The organism is Candidatus Nebulibacter yamunensis, assembly GCF_024208055.1.
Lineage (GTDB): Bacteria > Pseudomonadota > Gammaproteobacteria > Francisellales > Francisellaceae > Caedibacter > Caedibacter lacustris.
Window position 1 is genome coordinate 120,145 of record NZ_JAMBMW010000003.1, and the last position, 20,658, is coordinate 140,802.

Sequence of the window (20,658 nt, forward strand, 5' to 3'; positions counted from 1 at the left end):
TAACGAGTCATGATTTATTGAACTATTATGCCTCATAGCATAGCAAAGTCCAACCACTTTACTGGCAACAAAAATGCTTAAGTACTGTATTTATAATTAACCTAAATTGGCAAATACAATTTATATGTAAAAAAGAGTAAAAGCCATAGATTAAATATCACGTTGTGATTGATGGTGATTGGTTCTTAATTAACCTTTTGTATGAGTATCCTATGTAGCCGAAGGTACAATCGATTTTTCAAGCTTGGTAATAAAGTGATTGATAAATGCAATTCTCTCTTTTGCATGGGGTAATGCTTTTTTTATTAAGAGGTTTTGAGCTTGACTTAACTGAAAATCTTGAGCTTGCATTTGGACGATTTTGATCAAATGAATAGGGTCAAATTTAAGTGGTGTAATAAAGCTGATCTTGCCACCACTTGAGTGCATTTCAATTTTTTGAATGCCAATTGCAGTGGCATTTAGCTTAAGATAAGTAATATCAAATAAGTATTGCCCATATTCAGGTAACAAACCAAAGCGATCAATGATTTCTACCTTAATTTGATTGAGTTCATCTGAAGTCATAGCGCTAGAGATACGTTTATAGAGTCCTAAACGTGTGTGAACATCAAAAATATATTCTTCTGGAAAAAGCGTTGGAATGCGAAGTTCAATAGACGCATCACTCTGGAAAGATTGATTAATTTTTGTTGCATCAAATGTTTCCCCTTTTTGTAAAGCATTAATTGTTTTTTGTAATAAATCCATGTAGAGATTAAAGCCTATGCTTTGGATGTTGCCACTTTGTTCTTTACCTAGCATTTCTCCAGCGCCTCGAATTTCCAGATCGTGATTTGCAAGCATATAACCACCACCTAAAGATTGCGTTTCAGCAATTGCTTCTAGCCGCTTTTTAGCATCTTTGGTCAGTGAAACATCAGGTGGTGTAAGTAGATAAGCATAAGCTTGATGGTGTGAGCGACCTACTCGACCTCTAAGCTGATGCAATTGTGCCAAGCCAAAATTATCAGCACGCTCGATGACGATGGTATTAACATTAGCGATATCAATACCTGTTTCAATAATTGTTGTACAAACTAATATTTGGTAACGATTTTGTTGGAATTCGAACATGACCTTTTCAAGTTCACGTTCACGCATTTGTCCATGTGCAACAGCTATTTTAATTTCAGGAAAAATTTGTTGTAATTGCTCTGATTTGTCATATATGGTGATGACACTATTATGTAAATAATAAACTTGTCCACCACGCAAGGTTTCACGCATAATCGCTTCACGAATAATGCTGATATTAAACTGCCTTATAAAAGTCTTAACAGAGAGTCGTTTAGCAGGAGGTGTTGAAATAACCGATAGATCACGAATATTTGAAAATGCCATGTTAAGCGTACGTGGAATAGGCGTTGCTGTCATGGTTAAAATATCTATATTCGTACGCAGTGCTTTCATTTTTTCTTTGTGTGTGACACCAAAACGATGCTCTTCATCAATAATTAATAATCCAAGGTTATGAAATTTAATTTTATCGGATAATAGTTTATGGGTGCCAATTATAATATCAATCATTCCATTATTGATTTTTTCAATGGCATCACCTTGCTCGCGTGTGGTTTTAAAACGAGATAAAACATCAACATTAGCACCTGTTTCACTAAAACGGTCACTGAAATTTTCAAAGTGCTGCTGTGCAAGCAATGTGGTAGGTGCTAAAATGGCAACTTGTTTGTTATTGTTGATAGCAATAAAAGCAGCTCGCATTGCAACCTCAGTTTTACCAAAACCCACATCACCACAAACCAATCTATCCATTGGCTTTTCAGTGATCATATCCTTTATTACATCATTGATTGCAATAGCTTGATCAGGTGTTTCTTCAAAAGGAAATCCCTCACAAAAAGCAAGATATTCGTTTTCATTAAAAATATTACCATAGCCTTTTTTAAGCAAACGTTTAGCGTAAATATCTAAAAGGTCAGCTGCAACATCATTAATTTTTTTAACAGCCTTTTCTTTTTCCTTTTCCCATTGATCGGAACCCAATTTACTAATTGGTGCATGCTCAAGGTCTGTACCGCTATAGCGACTAACAAGGTGTAAAGCATAAATAGGCACGTAAAGTTTTTCATCATTTTTAAAACTTAAAGTGAGGAATTCTGTCTCTTGATTGCCGACATCTAATTTGGTCAAGCCATCATAACGGGCAATACCATGTTCAATGTGAACCACAGGACTACCAATAGTGAGCTCCGATAGATCCTTTAACGCTACAGTTGGAAAATTCTCAATATCTTTTTTTATTTTACGGGAGCGTAAGTTAATTGCACTGTGACTTGCAAATAAATCAAACTCGGTAATGATAGCGTAGTTTTGATTAAGAATTACTCCTTGCGTAAACGGTGCTACGATGATGATGTACTGCTCATCAGTGGATATGGCTTCCGACCAGTTAGTGTGGTGATGTAGCTTAAGATGAAGTTTTGTTAGGTTTTCATAAAGTAAAGCTTTACGACCACTGCTTTCAGCACAGAAAATCACTTTTTTAAACGTTTGACCATTGAGTAGATCCAATAAATTTTGATAGGGTTCTTTATAGTGATAATGCACATGAATATCTGTTATGGGCGCAGTAATAAGATTATTTGCTTTTGGCTTATAGTTTTTAAGCCATTTGATGTGGTTAAAGGTTTGAAGTTTTTGATTAAAATCAGTTACTGATAAAAATACTTTATCATATCTCAAAATGGGTCGCTGATGATCATGAGCCAGTTGGTCATGACGAATGATAATATCTTGATAGTAACGCTCAAGCGCTTGTTGACAGTTATAAATGCTATGAACAATTGTCTTTTGGGGTACATAATCAAAAATAGTACATAACCTTTCATAAAAAAGTGGCAAGTAAAACTCAATACCACTGATGCTTTGACCTTTGATAATCTGTTGGTAAATTTGATTTTGAGACTTGGCGTGTGGTAAAAACGAAAACCAATTTTGTGCAAATTGATCCAAGCTTTTCTTATCTAGGACAAATTCTTGCGTTGGTAAAATCTGAATTTTATCAATCAGATTATTTGATCTTTGAGTTTCTAGGTCAATGGTGCGAATGCTGTCTATTTCATCGTCAAATAGATCAATACGATATGCTTCATCTGATCCCATTGGAAAAATATCCAAAATACTGCCACGAACGCTAAACTCACCGCGACTAATAACTTGTGATACATTTTGGTAACCAACTGTTTCTAATTGACGCTTTTTTTGAGTAATGTCAAGCCGATCACCTTTTTTCATTACGAAACTTTGTTGATTTAAAAAAGATTGTGGGGGTAAGTATTTTAAAAGTGTGGTGGCATTTGCAATGATAATCAGTTGATCATGGTTTTGGATGCGGTTTAAAGTACTTAAGCGGGAAGAAATAACGTCTTCAGAAGCGGAAAAATGGTCAAATGGCAGAATCTCCAAATCCGCAAAATAAACAACGTCTTGAGTTGTTAATAGAAAACTTAGCTCATCATAAAGTTGTAGTGCAAGTTGTGCATTTTCAGTAATAACTAAGTGTGTACAAAGACTATTTTGGTTGATATATTCGCTTAACGCTAAAGAGATTGATGTTGTTTGAGCATTAGCGAAAATATTGCGTGTTGTATGGGGTAACAGTTGCATTAATATGGGACTTACTTTTCAAATTACGCTATTTTAAAGACTCATGTTAAGGTTCGCAATAAAAGTTACCAAACTCTTAATATTTAAACAGGAATATAGAAAATGAAAATAAAGCGTTGCCTATGGGCTGAAGATGATTCTGATATGATTGCTTATCATGATGATGAATGGGGCATCCCTTTGTATGATGAGCAAAGACTATTTGAGTTTTTATCGTTGGAAGGTGCACAAGCTGGGTTGAGTTGGAAAACGCTTTTAAAGCGAAGAGAAGCTTATCAAAAAGCATTTCACTGTTTTGAAATCAGCAAAGTGGCATTAATGAGCACTGAAGATATGGAGTTATTACTGACAAATAGTGGCATTATTCGCAACCGTTTAAAGGTTAAAAGTGTAATTAATAATGCAAGATGTTGGCTTAAACTTAAAGAGAATCTATCTGTGGTTGAGAAATTATGGACATTTTCGCTAGAAAACCAAGATATTTATTATCATCAACATGACGTTCCTGCGTTTACAGATGAAGCACAAGCAATGAGTAAATGGCTAAAATTAAATGGTTTTACATTCGTTGGTCCCAAGATATGTTATGCCTTTATGCAAGCAACTGGTATGGTGAATGATCATATAAAAAGTTGCTATTTGTCACGGACACAATAAGTTACTAAGATTGCAACGATTGACATAACTAGAATTAATAGCGCAATGAGTAAATTAGGGGTAATAGGGAGGGTTAGAGCAACGCCACTAATTAAGCCAGCAGCCAATATGTTGAGACAGCCGTATAAACTACCAACTGCACCTATACGTGTTTTAAACGTAACAATAGCTAAAGCACTACTGGTTGGAAAGATAATCCCCGCTGAGAAGTTAAAAATAATCACCGCAATCATAATAAAGGAAAGGCTAGTTGTGAAAAATATAGCTTGAATCGTGATCAATATTCCAGAGAAGAAAAATAAAAAAATCGCTAGACGTTGAACCTTCTCAATAGGTATGTATTTTAAGGCAATGCCGTTAATAAACATACCAACAGCAATAAAAGTCTCTCCTACAGCGAAGACGATTGCATAATCGATTTCACTTAGACCAAAATAGTATTGAAATAAAAATGCACTTATAGATAAATAAGTAATAATAGCGCTCATAATCGTACTTGTAATTACCATGTTTTTAATAAACACTTTATTTTTAATTACCCAAATATAGGTTTGTAGCGATAGTTTAGCTGATAGTCTTTTTTGAGGATTTAATAATGTTTCAATAAGGTAAAAATAAGCAAGACCGTAGCAAATTAGGCTTAAAATGATAATAAAGACGAAATCTGCACGCCAGTGATATATATGGGCTAAGAATGCGCCTAAAATGGGAGCCAAAGCAGGTGCTATGAGTATGCCTATGCTCATAAATGACATAAATCGTGCATAATTGATGTCATTTGGAATGACATCACGTAATATAACACGCCCTAAAGACATTGGAGCTGCCATTCCAATGGCTTGAAATGTGCGTCCGATCATAAGCATACTAAAATTAATGCTAAAAATGGTAATAAGTGTGCCAACAATGCTAACGGAGAGCCCAAGCAGGAAAATTTTGCGGCGACCAAAGCGCTCAGATAAAGGACCATATATAAGTTGGGCACAGGCAAACATAATAAAATAGTAGGTGACACTAAAAGCAAGCAAATTTGTGCTTGTCCCAAAATCATTACTAATGCTTGGTAAAGAAGGAACGTAAATGTCGGATATAAAAATTCCCAACATTGATGTTACCATAATAATTGTAACGAATATTGCCTTGGCAGTAGCCGAGGTTTTCATGTTTAGCATATTTTTACCTTATATTTATTTTTTATATCTATGTAATTGTATTTTTAATTTGTAATTTTATTTGAAAATACGTTGATATTTGTAAAATAAAAGTTTAGGTTGGTAAAGTCAATCGATTGATGCTTATCATTTATTAAACCTTACACAAGAAGGAAAAGTTAAGAATAGTATTAATAACGATAGCACATATGTGCATGGAAGAATCATCTGCAAAAGAAATTTGGTAGTATTGTCTATTAGCTGCATGTGTGTGAGTTGAAAAACATGTATATATCCAGCACACTTTAAACTAACCACTCAGTATGCATAAGGAGGTATTATGAAAAAGATAATTTTACCCATAACCTTAGCTTTAATTTCCAGTGAGGTTTTTGCTGACGCTTATGGTGCATCTGGGAATTATATTCCAAGTGGTCAAACCACTCCAAGATACGAAACTAAAATGGTTGTACACAAGTATCAATATGCAGGGCAATATATTAATGACCTTAAATTGGTCAATTTTATAGACTATTATTTGAGCTTATATCCATCGGGGTTAACTGATCTTTATTTTAAGGGTTTTTCACCCCAACAGGCAAAAGAGTCAACTGTATATGATATTCAGGAAACTAGTATTATAAACGACAGCAATAAACTAATGACTTTTAATGAGTTTAAAACTTGGGCTTTGCACAACGTTAGTCCTAATAGTAAAGGGCTGGAAAAGTTACAACAATTAGATGAAGCAACTTTTATACAAAAAGTTGTTCAAGCGCAACAAATTTTAAACAAAACAAATAATGATGTGATTAGTATAAACACCCCGAAAGTCAAATAGCCGGTAGTGTCTTACTTTAGCGTTTTAGATATTTCTACCCCATTCAATACGGTTAATGTAAAGCCCGATAACGGTATCGTGCATTAACTCGCTTTTTGAAAAGCAGATACTTTTCCTGGCAAATTGCTTTATTCTGGTTCTAAATGTTAAAAATTTGCGTTCAATCTTCTGTGTATTACGTTTCCCTATATCATGATATTCACCGGGAATAAAGCTCCGGTTACATTTCAACAATCTACAGGCTTTTTTTATCGTATTAATCACGGTTTTTGTGCTAGCTTTTAAAACACGTGCTATATCTCGTATACCACTACCATTGCTACACATATCAATAATTTTTTCTTTTATCTTGGGCAGCCGACCTAGTGCTTTATATTCAAGTTGAAAGTACTTTCTGCAACCTTGACAGGGATATCTTTGCGTACCATTTGGACTAGATTTCAATTGGTTTTTACCTGATTTAACTGTTTTTATTGAGTTGCAATTCCTGTAACGTACATCAATTTTTGCCATTTTTGATTTGGGATTATAAAAACAAATGTGCCAGATGATAACACTACCCGCAATTTTAAGTCGAACTCATTTAATGCTAAGTTAAAATATTTTCTTAAAAGTAATAAGAATGTCATAACAGATGGATTTACATTTAACTCAAACAGTGATTATATAGCCAGACTCAGAAATAAAGCTAACGTATTAACATAATAATGATCGTACTATCTGGAGATGTCGGGGGCACAAATACACGCCTTCAAATAACGGAGCATCAAAGTAAAAAAGCGAAAATAATCTTTGCCAAAAAATATTTGGCAGCTGAGTTTAAAAGTCTATCTGCGATCATTGAGCAGTTTTTGGCAGAGGCTACATTTGATCGATCCAAGATTCAAGCTGTGTGTATTGCAGTTGCAGGTCCTGTTAAAAATGGAGCAATTGAATTTACGAATTTACCCTGGGGTTTAACCGAGAATGAGTTAGCAGAGGTGCTTTGTTTGGATAAAAGCAAAGTAAGATTAATTAATGATTTTACATCGATTGGTTATGGTCTAGATTCGGTAGAAAAAAACAATTTAATTTGTCTACAAAAAGCGGAAATTGATCCTGATGCGCCAATAGCCATGGTAGGGGCAGGCACAGGAATTGGGATGGGAATTGTAACTAAACATAACGGTCAAACTTTAGTCTATCCAAGCGAAGGAGGACACCAAGATTTTGCGCCAGTAGATGATGAGCAAATTGGATTATTTCAATTTTTGAAAAAGCGGCTACATCGGGTTTCAATCGAGAGAATTTGTTGTGGTCCTGGTCTTATTAACATCTATAAATATGTCGTTGCAAATCCATTGTATAACCAGCCTGAGTCGCCAGAATTAAAGCGAGATATGCACAAAGGGATTGACCATGCTCAGCTTATTACTCAGTATGCGTTGGAAAAAGGTGATCCTATGGCGTTAAGAGCCGTGGATATATTTATTCGTGTATATGGTGCAGTTGCAGGTGATATGGCACTGGTTACTTTACCAAAAGGTGGATTGTATATTGTTGGTGGAATTGCACCTAAAATCATTACACAAATGCAGGATGGTCGTTTCATGAAAACCTTTCAAGATAAGGGGAGGTTATCTGGTTTAATGAAAGAAATTCCTATTTTTGTTGTTATGGATACTGACGTTGGTATCAAGGGGGCTGCCGAATTTGCGTTATCATTGTGCAAAAAATAATCCTGGCAATTTTACCAATATCCTATATGATACCCATGCAAAATGGGTTTATTTTAAAACGTCCAATTTGATTATATACAGACGGTTAATGAAGGTAAAAATATGCAGAAAATATTAAAACAACCAATAGACTTAAAAAGTGTATTGGTCTTAACGTTGACTCCTATTGCTGCTGTTATTTTTATTCCATATTATGCAATTAGCTATGGATTTTCAGCAGCAGATTGGTTTTGGTTTGGTTTTTTTATGATAGCAACTGGAGTTTCGATTACAGCGGGTTACCATCGATTATGGGCTCATCGTGCTTATAAGGCAAAAGCACCATTGAAGATATTCTTCATGTTGTTTGGTGCAGCTGCGCTACAAAACAGCATTATCAAATGGTCCTCAGATCATCGTAAACATCATCGTTTTGTCGATGATAAAGAAATGGACCCTTATGCAGCAACAAAAGGCTTTTGGTATAGTCACTTTACATGGATGTTACGTCATTTACCTAAAAAAGTGGCGCAAGTTGAGAACGTAAGTGATTTAGAAAATGATAAAATTGTTGCTTTTCAGCATAAATATTATGTTCTATTGGCAATTTTTATGTGCGTGATTTTGCCCATACTTATTGGTGCGAGCTACGGTAGTATTGGTGGTTGTTTGTTATTAGCAGGATTATTGCGTTTGGTGCTCAATCATCACTTTACTTTTTTTATTAATTCACTTGCACACATTTGGGGTAAGCAAAAATTTTCAGACGAAAACACCGCGCGTGATAATCCAATCTTGTCGTTAGTTACTTATGGGGAGGGTTATCACAACTATCATCACAAATATGCAGGTGACTATCGCAATGGAGTGAAGTGGTATGACTTTGATCCATCTAAGTGGTTGATTTATGGAGCATCCAAAATTGGTTGGGCATATGATTTAAAAACAATACCTAAGCCTGCTATTGAGGCAGCAAGAGCATCCATGCAACTAAAAGAAGCACAAAGTAGAATTAAAGACAAACGCTATATTAAGCTCGTCGTTGACTTTGAGAAAAGGTTGGAGGATCAGTATAAAGTGCTTTTTGATAGTATCAAGGAGTGGGCAAAAGCCAAACAAGCTTGGTTACAAGCTAAAAAAGATAAGTTATCTGCCACCCAAATTTTACAGTTAAAAGAGCACTATAAGTCATTGAAACAGAAATTTAAAACCGAACGTAAATTATGGCGCACACTTTCAAACTCATCTGTCAAGGTTGCTAAATTAAAAGTTGCATAGTTTAAAATTCCTCCCACCCATCTAAATGATGGTGGGTCAATAACTACCTGTTTTAGCAGGCAGTCATTTAACATTTAATGTGAGTGATTATCTTATAGTCCACGATTAGTTTAAACCTTGCAATGCAACATAGGTCTCATGATTTTGTTCGACAACATGCAAGTGTACGACTACAATAAACACAAATTTATAAGGACAGCAATCGTTAGAATGAAAAAATGTGGCTATATTGCAATTATTGGGCGACCTAACGTAGGTAAATCAACATTGCTTAATCATATCTTAAAGTATAAAGTCAGCATAACTAGCCGCAAACCACAAACAACAAGGCATCAAATTACAGGAATTAAAACCGTTAAAAATGCACAGTTTATCTATGTTGATACTCCAGGCTTGCATCAAGATGAGCCACGAGCAATTAATAGAATGATGAATAGGCAAGCAATGAGTGTAATCAACGATGTTGATGTCGTGCTATTTGTTGTTGAAGTGGGTAAATGGACAGCTGCTGAAGAATGGATTTTGCAAAAACTTGGGAGCGTTAAGGTATCTGTGATATTGGTTATTAATAAAGTTGATCAACTACATAATCGCCAGCAAGAGCAATTGTTTGAAAAACAAATAAGACAAAAATATCATTTCGCGGCGAGCTTTTTGATCTCGGCAAAACAAGGGCATTTAATCACAGAGTTGGAGCAAACAATTGAGCAGTACTTACCTGTAAGTGAACACTTTTTCTATGCTGAAGATCAAGTTACTGATCGTACAGAGCGTTTTATGATCGCAGAAATTATCCGTGAGAAACTTATGCGCACTTTAGGTCAGGAAGTGCCATATCAATTAACGGTTGAGATCAATAAATGTAAATTTGATGAACAGCGTCAATTAATGGAAATTTTTGCAACGATTTTGGTTGAGCGTATGGGACAAAAAGCAATGGTAATTGGTAGTAAAGGACAAAAACTCAAGAAAATTGGTAGTGAAGCACGCAAGGATATCGAATATATGCTGGGGAAAAAAGTCTTTTTGGAATTATGGGTTAAAGTCAAAGAAGGCTGGTCAGATGATGAGCGTGCACTTAAATCATTGGGATATGATTTGTAATTTTAAAAAGGTAATGGAAAATGACAGAAGGTGATAATATATCCACGGCTGATACATCGTTTGTAACTGAAAATGCTCAAATTGAAAATAGAAAAAATAAAGCATGGATTAAATATCTAGTTTTAGCAATTGTCGTAGTTGTCTGTGTTGGTGGTTTTTATACTTATGTAAAATATACAGAAATCTATCCATCAACAGATGACGCTTATATCAATGCCAATATTATTCAAATATCAGCACAAGTGACAGGTAAACTTGATAAGCTATATATTGAAAACAATCAAGAGGTCAAAAAGGGGCAGCTTTTATTTACTATCGAGTCACAGAGTTTTCAATATGCACAAGATAAAGCAAAGGCTGATTTAATCCTCTTAGAACAGGAGGTAGCTGCAATTGAAGATAATATTGAAGTACAGAAAGCTAAACTTAAACAAGCTCAAGCACAGCAGTTTGTAGCTGAACAAAAAGAAATAAGGATCATAAAACTTGTATCTAAAGGCATGGCATCTCAAGAAAATGGAGACGAGGTGAAAGGGAATTTAGAGGTTGCCAGAGCGAATGTAAATGCTGCGCTTGCAGGTATTGCCCAACAACAAAAGCAATTGGTATTACAGCAGTCTAAAATTGCAGCAGCGAAAGCAAACTTGTCTACCGCTGAACTTAACCTGAGCTATACCAAAATCTATGCACCTGCCTCTGGCTTTATTACCAATTTTAATTTACAGCATGGATCTTTGATTACCCAAAATCAAAATTTATTTGTATTGGTAAGTAATGAGCATTTTTGGATAGATGCAAATTATAAAGAAACTCAAATGTCACGCATGAAAGTTGGTCAAAAAGCAACGATTAGATTGGATATGTATCAAAATGTCGAACTAAGTGGCACAATTCAAAGTATTTCTGAAGGAAGTGGTAGTATATTTTCGCTTCTTCCACCTGAAAATGCATCTGGGAACTGGGTGAAGGTAGTGCAGCGTTTTCCAGTTAAAGTTATATTAGATAAAGGGGAAATAAATAAAGTTCCACATTTACGAGTTGGGTCATCTGCCACAGTTCAAGTCGATACAAACAGTTAATTATTTAACGCCTAGCTCAATCAATCTTTCTTGTAAAAAACTATCTGCAGTTGGGTACCTTTTGGAAAGATAAACTTCAGGTTTAGCATGCATAAAGCAAGGAATAGACATCCGATCAATCCCTAGTGCTTCACCTTCTGGTTTAATAACACGGTGTTTTGTCGCAATGTACTCAAAATCAGTCATTTCTTGTAACATATCGCCGATGTTAATAATGATTGATTGTGGTTTGCAAAGTACCTCATACCATTTATCTTCTTTATGCGAATAAACTTCTAATCCTGGAGAAGATGCAACAGGTAGTAATGTAATGAGATTGATATCTTCATGTGCAGCAGCTCGAATTGCACCTGGTTCTTCATCACCTTGGATAGCAGGATAGTGCAGAATTCTAAAGAGTGTACGTTCTAGCGACAGCGCATCAACTAAAGGCATTGCGAGCTTGTTAGATACTGCATGATCCATATGACTATCTATCCATTGCAATAGTGTTTTTCCTAACGTGAAAAGTTGATTAAACAGTTCTCGTGCTTGATTGGAAACTTCTTTTGGATATCGTCCATGTGGAAAATATAAATGGAAGTAATGCTTAATATCACGAGTTATTTCACCTTTGGCGATTTCAGAGACATCAAGTGGAAAGTAGCCATCTTGTGTATCCTTATTATAATAATAGTTTTTTGCAGCATCAGAGTTAATGAATTGACGCCACTCGGTATAAACTTCTTCAACTAACTGCCAATCAATAGGATGTTTCTCTAATACTGCAAACCCCGTTTGTTTTAATGAGTCAGTAAAAAGTTTTGTAGCATTTGCTGCATAAAAATCAACGTTTAAAATTTTCATAAAATACCTTATGATTAAACCAAGTTTTGGCTATCCTAAAGAGCGAGTAAGATGATGTCAATAAATGGTAAAAGAGATGATAATAAATACCATTTTTTTTTACTTAGATTGATTTTCTTTTAGGTTTTTTGGTAAAAATTTGCTAGAATACTGCAAATTTCTGACACCCGTATCCTTTTCATAAATTACTATATAATGATTTATTGTTAATAAATTGTGGTTGTTTATGTTAGGTATGCAAAAGTAAAAGGTATATGAGAGAATGGCATTAGAGCATTTATTGCATCCAACAACAGTGAATAATCAAGAAAGAATTGGCAATCAAGCAAAGATTACTTTAGAGCCTTTGGAGCGTGGCTTTGGTCATACCTTAGGTTTTTCGTTAAAGCAAATCATGTTACACGTTTTATCAGGTGCATCGTTAACAAAAGTTAAATTTAACGATGGTGTGAATAGTGAGGTCAAGTTAGCAACAACTGAATCAGTTGAAGAGTTATTGCTTAATTTGCAAATCATTAAGTTTAAACTGGATTCAGCTCATACCACTGGTAATATAAGTATTAAATTATCAGGAAAAGCTCGTGAAGTATACGCTGCAGACTTAACCTTATCAGAAGGTGTAGAGATTTTAAATCCTGATGTGCTTATTTGCCAATATGTAGGAAAAGATAAGCTTAGCATTGAAGGATGGATAGAGTCAGGTGCTGGTTATAAACCTGCAAATCAGAACTTTATAGATGGTTACTTTATGTTAGATGCTTCTTTTTCACCTGTTGTCAGTCTCAATTACAACGTTGAAAACGCGCGTGTTGCACAAAGAACTGACTTGGACAAACTTATTTTAGATGTGCAAACAGATGGCAGCTTGACACCTTCGGAGGCATTGAGTTTAGCGGCACAAAAGATTCAATCTCAAATGTCTAGAATTGTTGATGAAGAAGCATTAGCTGAACGTTTGCACATTGAAGAAGAACCAAAAATTGATCCGTTTTTATTAAAAACAGTAGAAGAGTTAGACTTAACTGTGCGTTCTGCAAACTGCTTGAAGTCTGAGAATATTCGTTATATTGGTGAGCTTGTTCAACGCACGGAATCTGAGCTTATGAAAACACCAAACTTTGGACGTAAATCTTTAAATGAAATTAAAGAAAAACTTTCTTCGTATGGATACTCATTAGGCACAATTGTTGGAGATTGGTCAAGGGATTTAATATAGTAGAGTCGTCAATATTAGGTTCTGTTCTGTAAACCAAAAAAACTACACGCTACGTAATTAGAGTATGCAAGATACGATGCTTGATTCAACGATTGTAAGAGGTGCATGCTTGTTCGGCAGGTTATAAAAAGAAGGCAATGCGCTTCAAGCGTTTGGTAGAAGCAAGGGTGGCTTTATCAATATGATCCTGTACATGAAGAAAAAATTGCAAACAACTGCTTGAAGCGTTATTTTTTCTTGATTTGCATAACATGAAAAAGCATCTCAAGCAGCTGACAAGTAGTTTTAATGGGAACGGAGTATACGAGTGACAAAGTAAGACACTACCCACTCACTACCTTGAATAGTTACCTTAAAGCAATAAGCGCTCCAACACCACTGAACAAACATCCAAATAGTAAATAAAAGGTAGGAGCAGAATCTCCAATGATTACTGAGGAAATACCGCCTATTGCGGGGAAAAGTGCTACCATATAGCTGCTTGCAGATGCTCCGATGCGCGCAACTAATTTAAGATAAAACATCCATGCAGTAAAAGAGGAAAAGACAATTAAAAACATCAAAGCCCCGAGGTAGGAAAAGGATATTGGCAATGTAAAGCTCTGTTTTTGTATCAGACAAACCATAAGTGAAAATATAAAAGCGACGGCAAAACCAATGCTATTTGAATACATCGCATTCACACCACATCGTACATTTCTTGCGGAGGCAACATCACCAATCGCCGTCAATAGCGTTCCAAGCAATGCAATGGCTATTCCCTTTAAATTGCTCACTCCAGCGCCATTCATTAACAAAGGATAAACAAGTATGGAGACACCCATAATGCCCATCGAGCCTCCAACCAGAATTCTAGGATGAAGACGGTCTCCTAGACATATGCGAAGCGCAATTGGAGTCATAACAGTTTTGAGTGAAAATATCAACGTTACAAGTGCAGCAGAAACCCATATTGTCGCATAATACAGGCAAATATAACTCAAGGCTAGGTTGCATATTCCAAAGCTCGCTATAGGGAGAAAATCCTGTCGAGAAAGTCTTCCCCTAGGTTTTATAAGATACAAAAAAGCAACAAACAATAAAACGGTTCCGCCCAATCGATACGTCAGCGATAATTCAAGGTTCAAAGGGGTTCCTTGAATTTTGATGACGACAAAGTTCACTCCCCAAACAATGGCGCAAAAGGCGTACATAAAAACTGTCATGCGTTTAAAAAATCCTGCTCGTGACTGAAAGAAATTCCAAAATAGTGAAAAATTTCCGTGAGTGCGAAAGCTAATTTCTCGATCTGCTCTTTGGTATGGTTTGGCGTCACGTTAACACGAAAGCGCTCTGTGCCTATAGGAACTGTCGGTGAATTGATTGGCTGTAGATAGATATGATGTTGTGACATCCCTAAATAATCATTGCTGCACCAGACAACAACCTGCTCTGTACTTTTTTGAGTTACTGATTGAGCTAACGGATATTGTCCGCGTATCCTATTGATGGTGACGAACTCTCGATACTGTCCACTTTCCTTCAAAGACTCCAGTTTTTGGCTGATAATTTTTGTATACACCTTGTAAAACCTTGTTTGCTCTTGTTATTTGAATAGTGCGGCGAATAATATGCTCTTAAGGGGGGGGGGAGTCAAGCGGAAAATAATTCTGACTAGTAATAAGGGGTTCTGTCGCAGACTCAACAATTAGTTCATAATTTATACAAACAGTCATTCTCTGGACATAATTATGCTGCGAGTGCATAGAACTGTTCATATATGGAAAAACTGTGAAAGGAAAATTAATACAAGTTTGCAAATGGTTGTACTCGCTTCATTAGGCTAATAGCACAGAAGAAACTTTGAACAGGCTCTAAAGTATGACACCACTAATTAATAGTTACTGGTGAAGAAAAATTGACTTTGTCATTATTAAGAAGGTTTTATGCGTGTTGCTAGCGATAACACGCAATTTCTTAGCATATTTCAAACTTCTGATATAGGCAAAATTTGTTTAATCAAAGATCGTCGTTAATAAATTAAAAGACTCTTGGCAACTTCAAAAACAATACATACGCTTTTTATTGATAGTGCTTATCTTAAGTTTTCTTTTTTAGCTTGATAAGCCAGTACTGATTGGTTGATTTTGGTCTCAATTATTATAATTTTTAATTAAGCTCATAAGTTTTGATTGGACTTAAATCACTGAATGCTATAAATGTGTGCTAACAAAATGTACTCTGTGTTACGCTTTTTCAACAATAATTTCTCGAGATTTTTTAGCACACTCTGGCTTCTTAGGTAACGTGATCCACAGCATTCCCTTTTTGAAAGAAGCCTTTGCTTTATCTACATCAACTGTTTCAGGCAAAAGTATACTACGCTCATATCTCCCATAACTAATTTCGCGCATCATATAGTTCTTATTTTTATCTTGTTTAGAGCTGGTTTTTTCACCTTTGATAGTTAAAATGCCATTATCGATTGAGACTTTGATGTCATTTTCACCCATACCAGGCATTTCAATTTCAACTTTAAATTGGTCATTATCATCCACGATATCAGTGGCGGGGTTAAGTGAAACGTTTTCAAAACGTTCGCTAGGAAAATGAAATGGTTCGAACCACTCATTAAAGTCACTCATAACCTTATTGAGTTCATTTTGTAGTGACCAGAATGGGTTTTGCTTGCTTTGACTAATAGTAACAGGAATGTTTTTCTTTGTGCTTAAAAAATTCATAATGCAACCTCCTATGTAATACCTAAGATTAATTAAGCATGACAAGTATCTTTTAGTTTTTAAAAGGCTGCCTTGACTAAAGTCAAGTTGTAAGAAAAAAATGACCTTTTTTTATTGTGTGAGTCAACATTATAGATGATAAATTAAGTCTTAAGAGGGTCGATTGGATTGCATTTATCTCTCTGCCCTACAAGGAAAAGTTTTGGGATAATGATAACAAACATATTGATTTAAGTTAAAACGATCAGGGATATTAATATGTTCATTGTTAACTTGTATCCCACATTGCTTACTAAGCTTGCCTAAAGCACGAGAAAATGTTTCAGGTTTCATACCTAGGCGCAACGCTAATAAAGCTTTATTATAAGGTAGTTTTAAACTTATATTTATTTGATTTTTTGTATTGTCACATAATTGTAATAGAAAACTGCCAACTCGTTGCATGGCATTTTGAGTAGACAAATGTTCAATGTGTGTAGTTAACTGTCGTTGCTTTTGCAAAGTAGCTTGCAAAAAGTTTAACGATAAGTTGTGATCAGACAATATTAGCTGTTTTAATGATTGAATGGGTAAGGTAAAGATTTCAAGATGTGAAATAGATTGTGCTTCATAAGTATACTCTTTACTTGATGTAAAGAGGAAGTTTTCACCACAATAATGACTTTGAGTAAGCACATCGACAATGATTTCTTCCCCGTCAATGCTTTGTTTATATAACTTAATACTACCAGTTATGACATATAAAAAAGTTTGTTGGCTTTGGGCGTGGTTAAAAACAATGGCATCTTTTTTATAAACGTACCGTTTAGCGATTTGTGATAGTCGTTTTAAGCTTTCTTGTGAAGCTTGTGAAAACAAGCCAATGCATTGAAAGAAGTCTACTTGCATAACAATTTACCAAAATCATGATCAGAATATCAAACTAGCTGTTTCTATATTGTTATTATTTCACATTGCAAACTATATGAAATTGGTAATAAAGTGTATTCTATTTAATATAAATAAAAGTAGGGTAATATCTTAAATAATCTTGTTTTTAAATGTTCCTCTTGGTTAATTTAGAATTTTGCTGAGGGATAAAAGCCAGAATAACAGCGATGATCAAACCAATTGTAATAGGTAAAAGTGCCGTTTGGAAACCAGATAGTGTATTTGTAGTATATTGATAAGCAGATTGATACCAACTTAAAATCCAACCAATTAATGGCTGCAATAGCGGACCACCTAGACCAATGATAATCATGTTAGTAAAACCCATTGCCATGCCTTGTGCATCTGGATGTACAATTTTTTCGACACTACCAAACGGAAGAATATAAGCACCTGATCCGCATCCTAATAAAAACAACACAATATTAGCAATGCTAAATTGCATGGGTAAGTACAAAAGCAGTGAAAAGCTAATAAATGCAATGATACTGAAGAGTTGCATCACGAGCTGACATCCTATCTTGCTAGCAAGCCAACCGCTTAGAGCGGCACCGACAGCTGCACCAATAAAAACAAATGCAGTGGCATATGCGGCATAATTTACATGATCTGGATATAGAGTTTGTAAAAAGCCAATACACCACAAAGAGGCAAAGGCACTAATAATGGTAAAAATTAAACCGCCAAATAAGTTATAACGCCAAACGTTTAGGTTTTTAAGTAATATAATAAAGTGTTTTAATATGTGAGGTTCACAATTTGTTTTTTGTGATTTTGTTGTATTTTTACAAATTTCATGTTGAGTGGATTTTACAAAGATAAGAATATGAAGTGCAAGGATAAACCCAATTATCGCACAAATAATCATAGCAATACGCCAGCCATAACTTTGAATCCAAATTTCCAAGAAATAATCTCCAAGGGCTCCTCCTAGCATCCCCATCATTTCAATAAGTCCTGCAAGGAGGGTAAATTTTTGAGGGTACCAACGTGCCGCTAAGTACATTGCACAAGCCACACCTGGCGCACTTGCGATTCCCATGATAATGCGAGAAATATTGGCACTTCCAAAGCATTCAGAAAAAGAAAAGCCTAAAGTACTGACTGCAAGTATAAAGGTTGAGACAAACAATGTCTTTTTAGGACCAAATTTATCAATAATAAAGCCTGCTGGAATTTGTAACAGAATGTAAGGATAAAAAAAGGCTGATGATAGAAAGCCAATTTGTATCAAGTTAAGATATAAGTCTTGCATTAAAGTATGCACCATTAAGCTCGTTGAGCCTTGTAATAAAAATTGGTACAAAACAAAAAAGCCGCCTAGAAAACAAATCCAAGCAGCTATGAGATTACGATGACTAATCATAGATCCTAATTTACGTTAAGAATATCATTTCTAATATGCTTCTTTATACTGAAAAAAAAGGTAAATGTCGAAATATGTTTTTGACAATAGTGAATGTACGAAGGAAAAAAAGGGAAAAACCAATTTAAGTAATGGACCTAAACTAGCTTTTGAATCCATAATTATAGGCTTGACAAAAACTTTTTTATCTTGTCTATCTTGAGTATTGGCTTAATTAACTGAGCTTTTGCGCTAAAATCAAATGCGTACTTTGGCTGCTTTTGTGTATAATAGGGTTACTTTTTCTCAATCACCATAACGCATGAAATTAAAAAAAATTATCTTATATTCATTCACCATTTTTGGCGTTACAACACTAACAAGTTGTGGTTCAACCAGTTATTTTTTCCGTAACCGTGACTTTGATTATGCACGCCAACCTGTAGAGCAAAACAAGCCACTTGAAGTGCCAAAGTCTGTGTCTGACAACCCTAATATTCATCCAGCACTTGTCGTGCCAGAAGGGCAAACAAGTTTTACAACTAATGAGTTTAAACAAGCACAAAGCGCTTTATTGCCACCTAATTTTGGATCAGGCTATAACGTGAGTCTTATTGAACAAAAGCAACTTTACGTGGTTTCTACTAAACTTGATTATGATAAAGACAATCAAGCAAAGCTTATAATTTATGAGCCATATAAGTTAGTATGGAAAATTATTGAAGATGCTTTACAAAATAAGGTATTGACAGTCGTAATTGAAAAAACAGACAAAGACAATAGTCGGTTTGTGATTAAAGATAAACTGTCAGCTAAATCATATTATGTATTTATTGAACCTATTAAAAATGAATTTAGACGTGCCCAGCTTTCATTGTTTGAAATAGATGAAAAGCCAGCAACAGATAAACTATCTCAGCAATTGGTCGAAGCGATTGATAAAGCGATAAAGGGTCAACAAGTTGATGAAGCAATGCTCATTAATGCACAATTTGGCTTTATTAACACAAATAGTGGTTTGAAGTTCCAACTTTATACCGACGATACAGTCGCGTCTATCGTATTTGTAGGTGATGAGCAAACCATAAATAAGACTTTAAAACAGGCAATTAATAATGCTGGTTTTAAATACATAGCGTATGATGAAAAACAGCAAACAATTTTGATTGAGGATAGCAAAGACCAAAGCTATTTATTGTATTTATACCCTTATACACAAAACGGATCAATTTTCAGTGATATGAGTAATTGGCGCAACTTCTTTAGAGAAGAGCAGCAACAATTAAGAGTATCTTTATTTGATATAAAACAAGTTCTTATTCCCGTTGAAGTCGCTAAACTCATTTTAGCAAACATTGCAAGTCATATTCCATTAACATCCGCACAATAAATGAAGTAGAAAAAGGCTAAATAAAATGAAGAAGTCATTAATATACCAAGGAAAAGCAAAATCAGTTTATCAAACAGGCAATAGCAATGAAGTTGTGATTGAATATCGAGATGATGCTACTGCTTTTAATGGTGTGAAAAAGGAAGCCTTAAAAGATAAAGGTCATGTCAATAACTTATTTAATGCCTATATTAAGCAAAAACTTGAGGAGAGAGGAGTAAAAACACACTTTATTAAAGTGCTATCCGAAACAGAAAGTTTGATGAAAAAGCTACAGATGATTCCTGTTGAATGTGTTGTTCGTAACTATGCTGCAGGTGGAATTTGTAAGCGCTTGGGACTTGAAAAAGGCATGAAATTTGAGCGTCCTGTTTTTGAATTTTTTTTGAAAGACGATGCCTTAGGTGACCCTATGATCAACACATCACACATCTTGACTTTTAATTGGGCAGCGCCTGAGGAAATAAAATATATGCGCAAGGTGACTTTTACAGTTAATGATATTTTGTCTAAGTTATTTGATGATGCGGGGTTGCTATTAGTTGATTATAAGCTTGAATTTGGTCGCTTTAATGGTGCGTTATTGTTGGGTGATGAGTTTAGTCCTGATGGCTGTCGGCTATGGGATAAACAAACAAAAGATGTATTTGATAAAGACCGTTTTCGTCAGGATTTAGGTGACGTGGTAGGGCACTATAAAACCGTTGCTAAACGTATTGGGCTTACGTTGATATAACT

General features: G+C 35.1%; 18 protein-coding genes. 9 read left to right on the forward strand and 9 right to left on the reverse strand.

What is annotated here, in order from left to right; translation table 11 throughout:
• Window positions 1–210: 210 nt before the first annotated feature.
• Window positions 211–3,666, reverse strand: a complete 3,456-nt coding sequence (gene mfd, locus M1V25_RS02675; RefSeq protein WP_498842354.1) for a transcription-repair coupling factor — start codon at window positions 3,664–3,666, stop codon at window positions 211–213.
• A gap of 102 nt (window positions 3,667–3,768) precedes the next feature.
• Between mfd and M1V25_RS02680 the strand changes: the two genes are divergently transcribed.
• On the forward strand, window positions 3,769–4,323 hold the full coding sequence (locus M1V25_RS02680) for a DNA-3-methyladenine glycosylase I (RefSeq protein WP_498842355.1): 555 nt from the start codon (window positions 3,769–3,771) through the stop codon (window positions 4,321–4,323).
• Here the strand turns inward: M1V25_RS02680 and M1V25_RS02685 are convergent.
• On the reverse strand, window positions 4,302–5,495 hold the full coding sequence (locus tag M1V25_RS02685) for a multidrug effflux MFS transporter (protein WP_498842356.1): 1,194 nt from the start codon (window positions 5,493–5,495) through the stop codon (window positions 4,302–4,304). The genes M1V25_RS02680 and M1V25_RS02685 overlap by 22 nt on opposite strands.
• Before the next feature lie 319 nt (window positions 5,496–5,814).
• Between M1V25_RS02685 and M1V25_RS02690 the strand changes: the two genes are divergently transcribed.
• On the forward strand, window positions 5,815–6,315 hold the full coding sequence (locus M1V25_RS02690) for a hypothetical protein (RefSeq protein WP_498842357.1): 501 nt from the start codon (window positions 5,815–5,817) through the stop codon (window positions 6,313–6,315).
• 24 nt (window positions 6,316–6,339) lie between these two features.
• Here the strand turns inward: M1V25_RS02690 and M1V25_RS02695 are convergent, their stop codons facing one another.
• The gene (locus M1V25_RS02695) at window positions 6,340–6,828 is read right to left on the reverse strand and encodes an IS1 family transposase (protein ID WP_498842358.1); all 489 of its coding nucleotides are present in this window, start codon (window positions 6,826–6,828) and stop codon (window positions 6,340–6,342) included.
• A 194-nt stretch (window positions 6,829–7,022) separates the two neighbouring features.
• On the opposite strand from M1V25_RS02695, the gene M1V25_RS02700 reads away from it, so the two are divergent.
• From M1V25_RS02700 to M1V25_RS02715, 4 genes are all read left to right on the forward strand, one after another.
• The gene (locus tag M1V25_RS02700; RefSeq protein WP_116964387.1) at window positions 7,023–8,033 is read left to right on the forward strand and encodes a glucokinase; all 1,011 of its coding nucleotides are present in this window, start codon (window positions 7,023–7,025) and stop codon (window positions 8,031–8,033) included.
• Window positions 8,034–8,135: 102 nt separating this feature from the next.
• Entirely contained in the window at window positions 8,136–9,290 is a 1,155-nt protein-coding gene (locus M1V25_RS02705) for an acyl-CoA desaturase (RefSeq protein ID WP_498842359.1), read from the forward strand.
• Between the two features lie 210 nt (window positions 9,291–9,500).
• Window positions 9,501–10,394: a GTPase Era gene (gene era, locus M1V25_RS02710; protein ID WP_498842360.1), complete on the forward strand. Its 894-nt coding sequence runs from the start codon at window positions 9,501–9,503 to the stop codon at window positions 10,392–10,394.
• 20 nt (window positions 10,395–10,414) lie between these two features.
• Window positions 10,415–11,473, forward strand: coding sequence for an HlyD family secretion protein (locus tag M1V25_RS02715; RefSeq protein WP_498842361.1), 1,059 nt, complete (start codon window positions 10,415–10,417; stop codon window positions 11,471–11,473).
• Here M1V25_RS02715 and M1V25_RS02720 read toward each other — a convergent pair whose 3' ends face one another.
• Window positions 11,474–12,319 (reverse strand): 2OG-Fe(II) oxygenase family protein, encoded by an 846-nt coding sequence (locus M1V25_RS02720; RefSeq protein WP_116964391.1) that lies wholly within the window; start codon window positions 12,317–12,319, stop codon window positions 11,474–11,476.
• A gap of 262 nt (window positions 12,320–12,581) precedes the next feature.
• On the opposite strand from M1V25_RS02720, the gene M1V25_RS02725 reads away from it, so the two are divergent.
• Window positions 12,582–13,535: a DNA-directed RNA polymerase subunit alpha gene (locus M1V25_RS02725; RefSeq protein ID WP_116964392.1), complete on the forward strand. Its 954-nt coding sequence runs from the start codon at window positions 12,582–12,584 to the stop codon at window positions 13,533–13,535.
• A gap of 347 nt (window positions 13,536–13,882) precedes the next feature.
• On the opposite strand, the gene M1V25_RS02730 is transcribed toward M1V25_RS02725, so the two are convergent.
• The 5 genes from M1V25_RS02730 to M1V25_RS02750 all read right to left on the reverse strand — a co-directional run bounded on the left by M1V25_RS02730 (window position 13,883) and on the right by M1V25_RS02750 (window position 18,551).
• Window positions 13,883–14,740 (reverse strand): DMT family transporter, encoded by an 858-nt coding sequence (locus M1V25_RS02730; RefSeq protein WP_498842362.1) that lies wholly within the window; start codon window positions 14,738–14,740, stop codon window positions 13,883–13,885.
• Window positions 14,737–15,096: an aminotransferase class I/II-fold pyridoxal phosphate-dependent enzyme gene (locus tag M1V25_RS02735; RefSeq protein WP_498842363.1), complete on the reverse strand. Its 360-nt coding sequence runs from the start codon at window positions 15,094–15,096 to the stop codon at window positions 14,737–14,739. Before M1V25_RS02735 ends, M1V25_RS02730 begins: the two co-directional genes overlap by 4 nt.
• A gap of 664 nt (window positions 15,097–15,760) precedes the next feature.
• A complete protein-coding gene (locus M1V25_RS02740) occupies window positions 15,761–16,255 on the reverse strand; it encodes an Hsp20/alpha crystallin family protein (protein ID WP_116964395.1) in 495 nt (164 codons plus the stop codon).
• A gap of 174 nt (window positions 16,256–16,429) precedes the next feature.
• Entirely contained in the window at window positions 16,430–17,143 is a 714-nt protein-coding gene (locus M1V25_RS02745; RefSeq protein ID WP_498842364.1) for a Crp/Fnr family transcriptional regulator, read from the reverse strand.
• A gap of 148 nt (window positions 17,144–17,291) precedes the next feature.
• On the reverse strand, window positions 17,292–18,551 hold the full coding sequence (locus M1V25_RS02750; protein WP_498842365.1) for an MFS transporter: 1,260 nt from the start codon (window positions 18,549–18,551) through the stop codon (window positions 17,292–17,294).
• Between the two features lie 301 nt (window positions 18,552–18,852).
• Between M1V25_RS02750 and M1V25_RS02755 the strand changes: the two genes are divergently transcribed.
• Entirely contained in the window at window positions 18,853–19,920 is a 1,068-nt protein-coding gene (locus M1V25_RS02755) for a hypothetical protein (RefSeq protein ID WP_498842366.1), read from the forward strand.
• Window positions 19,921–19,945: 25 nt separating this feature from the next.
• Complete coding sequence (gene purC, locus M1V25_RS02760) at window positions 19,946–20,656, forward strand: phosphoribosylaminoimidazolesuccinocarboxamide synthase (protein WP_498842367.1); 711 nt, start codon at window positions 19,946–19,948, stop codon at window positions 20,654–20,656.
• Window positions 20,657–20,658: the final 2 nt, after the last annotated feature.